At 53.1% G+C, this 11,584-nt stretch carries 11 protein-coding genes; 6 read left to right on the top strand and 5 right to left on the bottom strand.

The window, feature by feature from the left end; genetic code table 11:
- Together KBZ15_RS09145 and KBZ15_RS09140 are read left to right on the top strand one after the other, a co-directional pair.
- Positions 1-377 (top strand): hypothetical protein (locus KBZ15_RS09145; protein ID WP_255014881.1); only part of this gene is annotated, 377 nt, incomplete at its 5' end.
- 866 nt (positions 378-1,243) lie between these two features.
- Positions 1,244-1,414, top strand: a complete 171-nt coding sequence (locus KBZ15_RS09140) for a hypothetical protein (protein ID WP_255014880.1) — start codon at positions 1,244-1,246, stop codon at positions 1,412-1,414.
- A 277-nt stretch (positions 1,415-1,691) separates the two neighbouring features.
- On the opposite strand, the gene KBZ15_RS09135 is transcribed toward KBZ15_RS09140, so the two are convergent.
- Together KBZ15_RS09135 and KBZ15_RS09130 are read right to left on the bottom strand one after the other, a co-directional pair.
- Positions 1,692-2,237 (bottom strand): hypothetical protein, encoded by a 546-nt coding sequence (locus tag KBZ15_RS09135; RefSeq protein ID WP_255014879.1) that lies wholly within the window; start codon positions 2,235-2,237, stop codon positions 1,692-1,694.
- Positions 2,238-2,720: 483 nt separating this feature from the next.
- Positions 2,721-3,128 (bottom strand): hypothetical protein, encoded by a 408-nt coding sequence (locus KBZ15_RS09130; RefSeq protein WP_255014878.1) that lies wholly within the window; start codon positions 3,126-3,128, stop codon positions 2,721-2,723.
- A gap of 695 nt (positions 3,129-3,823) precedes the next feature.
- Here KBZ15_RS09130 and KBZ15_RS09125 point away from each other — a divergent pair.
- Entirely contained in the window at positions 3,824-4,573 is a 750-nt protein-coding gene (locus tag KBZ15_RS09125; RefSeq protein ID WP_255014877.1) for a hypothetical protein, read from the top strand.
- A 41-nt stretch (positions 4,574-4,614) separates the two neighbouring features.
- Here the strand turns inward: KBZ15_RS09125 and KBZ15_RS09120 are convergent, their stop codons facing one another.
- Both KBZ15_RS09120 and KBZ15_RS09115 read right to left on the bottom strand, forming a co-directional pair.
- Positions 4,615-5,133 (bottom strand): hypothetical protein, encoded by a 519-nt coding sequence (locus KBZ15_RS09120; RefSeq protein WP_255014876.1) that lies wholly within the window; start codon positions 5,131-5,133, stop codon positions 4,615-4,617.
- A gap of 250 nt (positions 5,134-5,383) precedes the next feature.
- Positions 5,384-6,640, bottom strand: a complete 1,257-nt coding sequence (locus KBZ15_RS09115) for an IS256 family transposase (protein WP_255014875.1) — start codon at positions 6,638-6,640, stop codon at positions 5,384-5,386.
- A 203-nt stretch (positions 6,641-6,843) separates the two neighbouring features.
- On the opposite strand from KBZ15_RS09115, the gene KBZ15_RS09110 reads away from it, so the two are divergent.
- Genes KBZ15_RS09110 through KBZ15_RS09100 form a run of 3 tightly spaced genes read left to right on the top strand, consistent with a single transcriptional unit; the run spans position 6,844 to position 11,077 of the window.
- Complete coding sequence (locus KBZ15_RS09110; protein ID WP_255014874.1) at positions 6,844-8,808, top strand: hypothetical protein; 1,965 nt, start codon at positions 6,844-6,846, stop codon at positions 8,806-8,808.
- Complete coding sequence (locus KBZ15_RS09105) at positions 8,805-9,833, top strand: ATP-binding protein (RefSeq protein ID WP_255014873.1); 1,029 nt, start codon at positions 8,805-8,807, stop codon at positions 9,831-9,833. Before KBZ15_RS09110 ends, KBZ15_RS09105 begins: the two co-directional genes overlap by 4 nt.
- The gene (locus KBZ15_RS09100) at positions 9,830-11,077 is read left to right on the top strand and encodes a DUF2201 family putative metallopeptidase (protein WP_255014872.1); all 1,248 of its coding nucleotides are present in this window, start codon (positions 9,830-9,832) and stop codon (positions 11,075-11,077) included. Before KBZ15_RS09105 ends, KBZ15_RS09100 begins: the two co-directional genes overlap by 4 nt.
- A 14-nt stretch (positions 11,078-11,091) precedes the next feature.
- Here KBZ15_RS09100 and KBZ15_RS09095 read toward each other — a convergent pair.
- The coding region (locus KBZ15_RS09095) for a hypothetical protein (protein ID WP_255014871.1) at positions 11,092-11,584 on the bottom strand (493 nt) is incomplete at its 5' end.

Here is an 11,584-nt window from a genome sequence, read left to right as displayed (position 1 = left end):
AGGAATCATCTATAGCAATTGAAAGCGGTCTCCTTACTTACAAAGCAATATTCCCATACCGAAAAATTGCTGACAGCGAGCAATACGCAGATTGCATTTCTATTATTGCGTTTTCTTCTAGGGGTTCAGACGGTGTACTGCAATACGCAGTACACTATAAGATTGTCAAACATGCATATAAGGGCGACGGACATCCAGATGTGACACAAATACTGGCACTTTCAGAAGACTCTGCGAGCACAATTGTCTTTAATGCCAGCGATTATATGAAGTTTATCCGCCTAATAGGTCATGCATCGTTCCTGCTAAATAACGGACTTATCGCCATGAGGCAATCGATTGAGGAATCACTTTTAGATGAAACAATCTGGCAATAAACCAAGGTAATATTATTTCACTTTTTGCGTATTTTGCGTATTATGTTAGACGCCAAGTTTAAAATAGTAACTGGCATCACTACCAGAGCAAGCAGAACCAGGCGGATGCCTATCGGGTTGCTCAGCGTCGTGCTGAGTCAACAAAGAAGCGCCACCGCTTGGTGGATGGCGATGGGCACTTGATTGATTTAATTGATTAAGCAGTAGAACTGCTAAGGATTGCTGTGTAGATAAAACGCTTCAACAGCGTCTCGTCGTTGAGTTTCCACTTGTAGTCGTCAGGAAGTTTGCCTTGACCTACTTTGTGCCGCCATCAACACCGAGTTCCCGAATCAGTTCTCCCAGGCACTCAATGCCCACTTTGGCGACTTAATTGAATGAAGTAGTTAAAAACTAGTTATTTCATCCACTTTTCGCAACATCTAAGGATATACATTCCATTCGGCGTGGTATTTATTACTTTACAACCCCATTCTCTCTTGTAAGAGTCCTTGTCCCAGCACCTCCCCTCCGCCGATGCTTCACGAGTAGTCATAGAGAAAACCGTCGCAAATGATAATAGCGCGAGCAGCACAGACGAGAACTTCATAATTAAAAAATAAAAACTAAGGTTAGCACAGGTTGTCAAGTGTTTCAGTTGCTCAAAGGCAAGTCAGAGCGTTGCTGCCCACCGCTCAGTTTCGAACAGGTGATGGATGCGATTGCGGTTGAGGTGGCAGTAGTACGTCTTCAGGTGGAGGTAGGATTACCATTGGTAAAAATCGGTGTAAGGAGATCGGGTCTTGGGACAAGGCACAGGTGCTCCTTAAGCAAGGACACACCTACCTTGACCGTGATGGCGATGGAAAAGCATTTGAGGCACTTAGATGACCAACAACATCGAATGGCAAGATCAAAACGGCAACTGGCATCACTACCGAACCAAGCAGAATCAGGCGGATGCCTATCGGGTTGCTCAGCGTCGTGCTGAATCAACAAAAAAGCGCCATCGCCTTGTGGATGGAGATGGGCGCTTGTTAGATGTGATAGATTTTTAACGTTTAGTTTGAAGGATTTCTGTGTAGATAAAACGCTTCAGCATTGCCTTGGTTACGTGTTTCCATTTACAATCGCTGGGAGACGTTGCCATTGGAAATGAACGAGTGCCAGACGGATAGTTGCCTTTGATTTTGAGGTGACCGTTGTTAATGACAGTCACCTCTCCATCAATAGTGTATGGGCGAAGGGTATTAACTACTTCCGAGAGAAATCGCTTGACTTCTTTGTTCAGGGTGGGAAAGTAATCAGATATTATCCGATTACTTCGGTTTTATCTCAAAGGCAAAGCGCAAGCAAGGCGGGAAGATCGTTTTGATGCTTACTAAGTTGTTCGTGAAGACGCATACGGGCGATATACTCCTCTTCAAGGGCACAACGCTGCTGCTCTACACGCTGATGCCAGGCATCTTCATCTTCTCCTTTCTGACGAGATAACGAAGGACTGCCAGTACAGTTGACTGCCGCAGATTCATAGCGGTTGTCAAAGATTACTTGATGATTCGTAACTTCACTGTCGACAGACTTCTGATTCACTTCATCCCAATCTTGATGAAGTTCACTCAACCAGTTCTCATTGTAGATCTGAAGATTCTCGTAATCAGGAATAATGCCAGGCAACTTACTCTCACTCGATGGTGAAAAACCAGGGGTAAACAGAAGCGGGAGTTCCTCCAGGGAATCTTTAACTTCTGCCAGGGTAAGGTGGGGGCGACGAACCCACTTTATATCTGAGATAACATTATAGGTCAGATGATAGTATTCAGTTTGTGGATCGTAAAATTTACCATTGCTATGGTGAGGATGTTTGGTTAGTGCAGTCATAATAAATACCTCTAGGGGTGAATGTTTATATGCTCAGTTGAGCGGGGGTGCGAGGGAGCATCCAAGTGCTTCCTCAGATTTTCACAAGAGAATCTTTAGAAACTCTCTTTCTCGTAGCAGTTCAAGGCGACAATCTCAACTCCTGCGTCAATCAATAGTTGATGAATGATGTCTTCAGGATCGCCATTATGAGATGCCACAATAAGGTCAACATTGTATTCAGTTGTATCCATAGATGCCTCCAGGGCGTAGGTGTGTTTGCGCTCTAAGAACGAGCAGGTATAGGGATTTCTAGCGGTTTATCGCCGAACAAGACCACGAATCTCCCTTTGCTTGATTGCTGGAGTCTGCGGAAGGATTTCCAGTCAGATCATTGCCTTTGATTTTGAGGTGACCGCAATTTTTAGTCGCAATCACCTCTCTATCAAAGCAAACAGATGAGAAGATAACTCAGTGGAAATAGATGTACATTAAATCATTAACTCATTCTTCTTCGTCATTCTCTTCGTCGAACTCCTCGCCATCCCAATTGCCAGTATCTAAAAGAGCGACGCCTGCTTTCTCAGAAGCATGGCGAACAGCATCGGAAAGGACGCCAGGAGTAAACATAAATTGAATGGTCTCACCAATGGCAGAAAACCATACATTCTCAAAGTAGTTGTAGAACTCTTCGTAGAACTGGTCGCCATACTGAGAGCGCAACTCAGACTCGTTGTCAAATTCAATCTTATTCTGGTAATCAAAATGCTCATCCATAGATGAAGCAAGAGCAGAAATAGTGGTCAATTGAGGCGAAATAAGTGAGGTCATGATGTGAAGTTGTAGCAGATGTGAATAACGCTCGTCCGAGCAGGTTGCGTATTGGTTATTTCGGCGGTCGCTCACCGACAAGACAGCGGATCTCCCTTTGCTTGATTGCTGGAGTCTGCGGTCGCTTGTGAGGTAAGTATATGACGGTTATGCAGTCCTGTCAACCCCTTTTTGAAAATTGGTTGAGACTCTTGATTTTGCAGGGGTTCTCGGGGGCACCCCTTCTCCAGAATTGGATTCTTGCCTGTCTCGCTCCTTCCAATGCTGAGATTCGTCCACCTCAACCCCTTCTACACGTAAGTGCGAGAGGGTCACGCGCCGCAAGAAGACCCGCCAAATCAAGGGAACCCAAGTTGATCCCAATGAGGTCGCAAAGCGTCGTGCTGAATCAACAAAAAAGCGCCATCGCCTGGTGGAAGACGAAAGGCGCTTGCTTGAATTGATTGGGTGTTAAATCAAAGATCTGGATATGTAACACACCACTTGCTCTCACCAGCATTCACTCTGGTGTACGGGAAATTACAAGTCTGAGTTGATTTTTCTCCCAGATATCTAATGTCTTTGAAATCTGGTGCTGCCTGGCACACTTTTCCGTTTCCAGCGGGCAGGTAAGACCCGGGGCAGTTGACCCGACTTCCTACGCCAACAGTAGTAGCGGCAACAGCGGACAGGGCATACCCCAAAAAGGGACCTGCACCTAGGATTGGCAGGGAAATCAAGGCAATAGAACGCAAGGTCATCGAAAGCGAGTATCCGGCAAAATATGCATAAATTGCATGATGCAGGAATCTGATGTGTTAATGCTACTATATCTGAAAGCATTCACATCGATGCGCCTAGTCCAAAGTGCCCTTGCGTTTGCCACCCTGCTTTCCGCAGCAGCACCCTCAATTGCCTTTGAAATTAGTCCCAAGAATTACGGCGATAATCTTAAAGAGGAACTCGGTCTCTGCACACCAACTCGGACTGAGGAGTATATTCAATATCAAGAAGAGAAACTTCCTCGTCAGTTCCCAGGGGTTGAAGTATTTACTATTACCGAGGACTGGCGCTCCCAGGATCTTGAAAGCACAAACTTCCCACTCTCAAAACCAGTAATACTAAAAAATCCAGTTACGGGTCAAACCATTGGTGTATTCGATCGCAACTATAACAAGGCATTTCGGGTAGCATCTTTCTTCGGTCGCAATGGCATTCGAGTTCGCCTCGAAACCGTTAAAGAAGGGGCATTCGGGCGAAGAATGACAACGGGGAGTGATTCAATCCAGACATTTGGAATTAAGAACAAAGATGGTTATGTTGTCGTAAATGGTTGCGACGGTGTCTTCGCAGTTAACAAACAGATTGCTGATGCACTTGCCAATTATGAGTTGGTGAATGGCAAAGCATTTGTGCTTCTTTCCAATGATGGTTCAACCGGTCTTCGTATCAGCGAGATTGGACCTGAAACGGTGAAAGCGTGGAAAACAATTTATTCAGACTGGAATCCCGCTACGGATGGTCGAAAGAAGCAGGCAATTAACTGACTCACGCCTTAGGCAGACAAGGTCTCATCTGAGAGACCTTTTTAATCAATATCGTGGTAGTTGCCCTGTGGGTCTGTATATCCTCTAAATCTGCGACCCTTTGATGGGTTATAGCGTTTGGCGTAATCCACTCTGCCGCTCTGCCCAGAAGTGTTGGTGAAGGTTTTGCCGTCTTTACTCACCCCGAACTGCTTCTTGGGCGCTGCTGCCGTTGAACCACCAGACCCACCAGTGCTCTGGGTTCCGCGCTCCGCCTTGAAGCGCACCTGATCCCACTTCAACCCGTGGGATTTCCTCAGTTCGTTCGCTCTGCTCTTTGCCGCCTCAAACCCTTGAATGCCTCGTGCCAGCACCGCGTTGGTATCTGTTCTATAGACGTAGAAGGAATGCTCCTCCTCTAACTCCTCAGTTTCCTCAGCAGTTAAAAGCGCACTGGGGATTGGTGGCATCTCCTGTGCTTCTCCTTTTTTCTTGTGATGCTTTTTGATTACCAGCAACACCCGCTTTGCTGTTTCCTGCTGCTGGAGGTAATGACTGATCTGCTCCTCTAATAGGATCACAACGAACCCCCTGAGCGCCCTTTAGGTGTTTTGGCGTATTCCTCACGAATCTGACCAGGTAGCGCCCCTCCGAGTGGTGTAACTCAGGAGGTCCTGTGACCCTTTCCGGAGGGTGAACAGGAGCAGTCAGAGGATGACTGCTTGGAAGCTGATTGCGCAGCCCCGTTCATCCACTATGAACCCTGATCGCTGAATTGGCAACTCAGCGATCGATGTGTTCTGTGTAGATCGAGGGAGGAGCTGTTGCGCTTCAGCTGGTCCTTGCTGCCGGCTGGGCAGACGGATCTCCATCGGTGAGCTCCAGCGGCTCTTCTGGCTCCGGGATCTTGGCCATGGTGGCTTCGGAGAAGAAGCGGCGGCGCTCCAGCTGCCATTCCTCCTGCTGCTCCAGCAGCTGGCTGCCCACCAACCGCACGATCGCAGCATCGTTGGGGAAGATGCCGACGACGTTGGTGCGGCGTTTGATCTCCTTATTCAGCCGCTCAAGCGGGTTGGTGCTCCAGATCTTGCGCCAGTGCTCCTGGGGGAAGTGCAGGAATGCCAGCACGTCGTCGCGGGCGGCGTCCATCACGGGCACGGCTGCTGGGAACTGCTTGCGGAGCATCTCGGTGACCCGCTGCCAGTGCCCACGCACCTGATCAGGGGCCTGGATCACAAACACAGCCTTCATGGCCGCTGCCACCATGTCCTGGCCGGCTTTCGGCACATGGCTGAGCAGGTTGCGCAGGAAGTGCACCCGGCACCTCTGCCAGCTACTGCCCTGGAACATGCGCCTGATCGCCGCCGTCAGCCCCAGGTGGGCATCGGAGATCACAAGCCGGGTGCCAGTCAGGCCACGCTCCTTGAGGGAGCCGAGGAACTGCCGCCAGAAGCCCTCTGCCTCGCTGTCACCCACGGCGATGCCGAGCACTTCTCGGTAGCCGAGGGCATTGATGCCGATCGCTACCACCACGGCCCGTGAAACCACCTGCATGTTCTGCCCCAGACGGCCGTGGAGGTAGGTGGCATCGAGGAAGACGTACGGGTAGAGGGCATGGTCCAACGGCCGGCCCAGAAAGGCTTTCACCTGCTCGTCGAGCCCCTGGCAGATGCGGCTCACCTCCGATTTGGAGATGCCGCTGGCGCCGCCCAAGGCCTCCACCAAGGCATCGACCTTGCGGGTGGAGATGCCGCCGGTGTAGGCCTCCATCACCACGGCATAGAGGGCCTTGTCCACCCGGCGGCGAGGCTCGAGCCAATCGGGAAAGAAGCTGCCCTGCCTCAGTTTTGGGATGGCCAGGCTGATGTCGCCTACCTGGGTGGTGAGCAGACGCTGGCGGTAGCCGTTGCGGTGAGTGGACCGCTCATCAGGGCAGCGTTCATGGCGCGTGGCTCCAATGGCAGCGGAAACCTCGGCCTCCAGCAGATCCTGGAAGCCCCGGCGCACGATTTCAGGAATCAGGGCGCCAGCGGTGGTGCCCTCCATGAGCTGGGCCAGCTCGGAGGCGCCACTATGGGTAAGGGTCATGGTCTGTGTTCGGTTTGGTGGTAGTTCTCCGAACAGGGTCACAGACCGGCCCACCCATTGCCACAGCTGATGTCTGAGGGAGGTGAACCGTCAGCCCCGGCTACGCCGGGGCTGATCCCCCTGAGTTACACCACTCCATGGGACGCCGCTCCTGCGTTCGTGACCCACGTTTTGCGGAGTGGCTGGATCAGGAGCCCGATCGAGTGGCATCGCTGTTGAGCATGCAGCACAAAACAATCCTGGCGGCCCACGATTTACCTACCGAGTACTTCTGCTGGCGCCTATGCCAGCTCAGTGAGCGCGAACAGCTGCGCCTTCTCATGCACCCTGCGGTGCCCAAGAAGGCCCTTGATCAGTTGGTGCGCTATGACCCCGAGCATGACCGGCTGATCTGTCAGCTGGCGGAGAAGAGACAGGGCGATTTAGCAGATCTAGTTGCCAGCAGTGCGGCTTCCCACCTCCAACAGAGCAGCCCTGAGCTGCTGCGCTGCTCCAGAGCTGAACTTGAGAAGGGTGGCTGGGAAGATTTAAGCCCCCACGAGATCGCTTTTTTCGTGATGGGCTTCTATAAAACCGCCGATGTGAACCTGCTCAACACCATGGAGCTGCTTCAGTTACTGCTGCATCCCGGCGCTTCGCATCAGTTACGTTGTCATCTCGCCCAGGAGCTCGACAAACGTAGCGATGAGTGGGACAGCCTGGGGAACTACCATCACCCTGGCTACATCCTAAGAAATGCATGCAATCCTTGTATCTTTGTTCATGGCCAGGAGCATGAACTTAATTGCCTCATGACTGCTGGGCAGTTACTTGGAATTGAAGGTATTTCGGACAAACTTCGTGACTGGTTCATCGCACTGGTTAGTGAATTTGCGGCGGAGAGCTTTGTCGATAGCAATAAACATGAATGGCTGATCGTCCACATGAAAACGTGGCCTGCCGTTCTCTCTGCCAAGGACACAAGGAAGTTGGTCTCCAGTCGCAACTTCGGGAAGCGCTTGGTGGCCGTCTGTTTTGGCGACCTCACCGAGGCACAGATGGAGCGCCTTGCTAGCGATTCACGAGACGAGATCCGCTTCGCCTTGGCCCTGCTGCGAACCTGCACAGCGACAGTTTTGGAGAAACTCTCGACAGGGCCAAATTCTCTAGTAAATAAAGCTGCCCTACAGAATGCGAATTGCCCACCATCGACGCTCAGATCAGCCAAAGGGCGTTCACCACTTCGCAACCCAAATCTTCCAGAGCAAACTGCGAGGCATCTACTCAATGGGCCAGCACGGAAGGATCATCTAAAGCATGCAGCAGAAATCCTCTGTTGGACACCAGCACTAATGAAGGAGGTCATAGATTCCCTTGAAAAGGAACAACTAGAATCTTTTGTATCTGCTATTTGTGACGGATACTGGACGAGGCCTAACTCTTTCACAGAGCGCCCGTATTCACCCGAGCTGCTGAGTTGGATGGCTTTGCTTTCAGTTCAGCCCAAAAGTGCTGTAAACAAGTTGCGGAAACTGGCAGCGGCGCATCCAAAAACACCAATGTCTGCGCTGGAACAGCTAGCCAGGGATCCTTCCAGAGATATTGCATATTCTATCGCCGGCAATCCTGCCTGCTCAACGGATTTGCATCGAACAATCAGGGAACTAGGAATCACAGGCGACCCTAGTGCTGTAGTGAGCAGTCCCAACTATCCGGTTGACTGGCTGGCTAGCCACGCCAGCGATCCGGATCCGGACCTGAGGGCCACGATGTCACGTCACCCTAATTGCCCCCTGCATCTGTTGATTAAGCTGCTTTCTGATAACACAAAGACGTCCAAGTACGGACCCTTCAAACACCGCACTGTTGCGGAAGTAGCCGCGACAAGCCCCGCACTCACCACCGTCAAAGATCCCAGAAGCTTCGAGAACGCGGCCCTTGCTTTGCTTCGCTCAACGAAACCCTCCTCCCGTGCCCGGCGCTTATCTCTGCGCAGCTCCCACTGCCCGCCGCAGCTACTCAGCCGATGCGCCTCGAGCCTGGACTGGCGAGAACGCCATGCCGTGGCCAGTCACCCAAGCACGCCAATGCGTCAGATCAAGACCCTGCTTCAAGACGCAAATCAACACGTAGCTCAAGCTGCGACGAAACGTGCCACTGAGAAGACATTGCACCCGCGTAACCCATGACTTTTAAACCCTCCGAACTCACCGCCTACCTGCAGCAACTGGTGGCCCAAAACCTGCCGATAAGCACGATGATCTGGGGCCCGCCGGGAATCGGCAAATCGAGCATCGTGGCTCAGGTTGCGCAGCGTGCGGAGCTGGACTTCATCGATGTGCGGCTCAGCCAACTCGCGCCCACCGATCTGCGTGGGCTACCGGTGGCGGTTCCGCCCAAAAAGGGCGAGAGCCTAGGCACTTCCACCTGGTATCCACCAGAGTTCTTGCCTCGTGAGGGCAAGGGAATCCTGTTCCTTGATGAGCTGAACATGGCACCACCGGCCATGCAGGGGGTGGCGCAGCAGCTGATCCTCGATCGCCAGGTCGGCAGTTATCGGGTGCCAGAATGTTGGTTCATCTGGGCCGCAGGCAACCGCAAAGAAGACCGCGCTTCAGTATTCGAGATGCCAGCGCCGCTGGCCAATCGCTTCCTGCATCTGAGCGTTGGCCCCGATTTCGACAGCTTCAAGGCCTATGCGCTCGAGCGCCGCCTGCACGAACAGGTGCTCGCCTTCCTGGCCTTCCGGCCCACCCTGCTGCACAAGCTCAACGCCAAGGAGCCCAGCTGGCCGTCACCGCGCAGCTGGGAGATGGCCAGCCAGCTGCATCAGGCCGGCCTGGCGGTGGATGCGGCCGTTGGTGAAGCGGCGGCTTCTGAATTCCGCGCCTACCTGAAGGTGTATGACAAGCTGCCGGATCTCGATCGCATCCTCGGCGGTAAGGGCAGCAAGCTCAAATTCCCGGAGGAACCCTCGGGCCGGTGGGCCACGGCGATCGGGCTGACGATGCGCGCCGGCAGCGCCGAGCAAGGCCTTGCTGGCTTCCAGTGGCTGGTGGAGAAAGCCACTGCCGAATGGGTGCAGCTGTACGCCAGCGACCTGATCGGGCAGATGCGCCGCTCCAATCAACTCGGTGCTCTGGCCAAGATGGTGGCTGCAGAGCCTGCTCTGCAGCAGTTCCTCAAGGACTACCGGGAGCTGCTTGGGTTGTGAGCAAGGCATGCAATTCTCGTAGTCCTGCCGAGCTCGACGCGCTGATCAGCGCCACACGGCTGCGACTGCGGATGCATGCCCCCTTCTTCGCGGCCTTGGCGATGTTTGCCGAGGTGCGCTTCACCGACGCGGTAGAGATGGCGGCCACCGATGGCTGCACTCTCTGGTTCCATCCCAACCTGTATGGCAATCTCCCGGCGGAGCAGCGGGATGCGGTTTTCCTGCATGAACTGCTGCATGCGGCCCTTCTGCATCCGCTACGGCGCGGCATGCGAGAACCTGGGGCGTTCAACATCGCCGCCGACATCGTCGTCAATGGCATGGTGGCCTCCGAAAAGCACTTGCAGTTACCTGCAGGGGCAATTCGTGATCCGAAGCTCGAGCACCTCAGCGTCGAAGAGATTTACGAAATGCTGCAGAAACGGAAGCCATCCCAACGACCAGACCTGCCGCTGGCTGATCTGCTGAATCCCGGCTCCATCAGCACCCCTGCCGATGGGGACGTTGGCCACCCCGCAGGTAAGCAACCAAACCACAATTCTGGCCGCCGTGCCAATTCAGGTGAAGACGCCGGATCGGGAGAGCAGGAAATGCAAGGCATGCACCATCGCCAGGAACTGGAGGCCCACTGGAAGCAGGCGATCCAGCAGGCCCGCCTGCTGGCCCAGAGCCAGGGCAAGGGGGAGTTACCGGCATGCCTGCAACGCCACCTCGATGAGATCGCCGATCCACAACTCGATTGGCGCAGCCAGCTGTGGCGCTATCTGGTACACACCCCCAATGACTACAGCGGCTTCGATCGACGCTTCATCCACCAAGGGTTGTATCTGGATCACCTGGAAGGCGAGAGCGTGGAGGTGTACTGCTGCATCGACACCAGCGGTTCGGTAGGAGAAGAGGAGCTGAGTTTGTTCCTCGGCGAAGTGCAAGGGATCCTTTCGGCTTACCCGATGCTGCGCTGCTGGTTGTTTTATGCCGATGCCAGTTGCTATGGCCCCTACGAGCTGGAGGTGGATAGCAGCATTCCTGCCCCAGAAGGCGGTGGCGGCACCGACTTCCGTCCTTTCTTCAAGAAGGTCGCCAAGCACTGGAGCCGCGAAATGCAGGCGGTTTGCGTCTATCTCACCGATGGCTACGGAGATTTTCCCAAGCAGGAACCGGAACTGCCGACTTTATGGGTGGTCGTACCTGGGGGATTGGAAGATGGAGAGTTTCCCTGGGGAGAGGTGGTGCGGTTGCGGTGATCAAATCACATGATTCAGATCAGTTTGCGTAGCTTGATCAAGTAGGGAACCAGGATCTCCAATTCAGTAGGAAACTGCTTTGTATTCCTGCTGATTTCAATTTGCAGCAAAGGGCCCGCATCGCCTGGGTATTGATCCCAGTGGGAAGCCTCTGGATCAACCTGGCTTTCTGGTTCGGATGGATCCCATTCAGCACCGCAACCGGCAGCGACATAAGCGTCAGTCGATAGTTCAATAATCACAGTTCCATTGCCATAGCTTCCATTGATCTTATCAGAATCAATCCACTGATCCTCAAGATCATCGACAAGCTTTTTCGACACCCATTCTGGGTAATCCTTGCCTGGACCAAGGGCTAGCTTGCCCTTTGCTGCAATACCTATCTTCTCTGCCTGGTCACGGGAGAGATAATGAATCCAGCAAAAACTACTATTTTCAATGTCGCTATCGCAGCGCTGAGGGTAGTCCTCGTTGAGCCTTTGCCACCCCTGCTCATGATAAGTGTCT

The organism is Cyanobium sp. BA20m-p-22, from assembly GCF_024346275.1.
Lineage (GTDB): Bacteria > Cyanobacteriota > Cyanobacteriia > PCC-6307 > Cyanobiaceae > Cyanobium_A.
Note: the sequence above shows the minus strand (reverse complement) of the source record. Positions and strands in the feature narration are given on the sequence as shown.

Bases quoted from the DNA above. Each gene is read 5' to 3' on its own strand.
- KBZ15_RS09135 (WP_255014879.1), bottom strand. From the start codon at position 2,237: ATGACTGCACTAACCAAACATCCTCACCATAGCAATGGTAAATTTTAC.
- KBZ15_RS09115 (WP_255014875.1), bottom strand. From the start codon at position 6,640: ATGACCCTTACCCATAGTGGCGCCTCCGAGCTGGCCCAGCTCATGGAG.
- KBZ15_RS09125 (WP_255014877.1), top strand. From the start codon at position 3,824: ATGATGCAGGAATCTGATGTGTTAATGCTACTATATCTGAAAGCATTC.
- KBZ15_RS09140 (WP_255014880.1), top strand. From the start codon at position 1,244: ATGACCAACAACATCGAATGGCAAGATCAAAACGGCAACTGGCATCAC.
- KBZ15_RS09105 (WP_255014873.1), top strand. From the start codon at position 8,805: ATGACTTTTAAACCCTCCGAACTCACCGCCTACCTGCAGCAACTGGTG.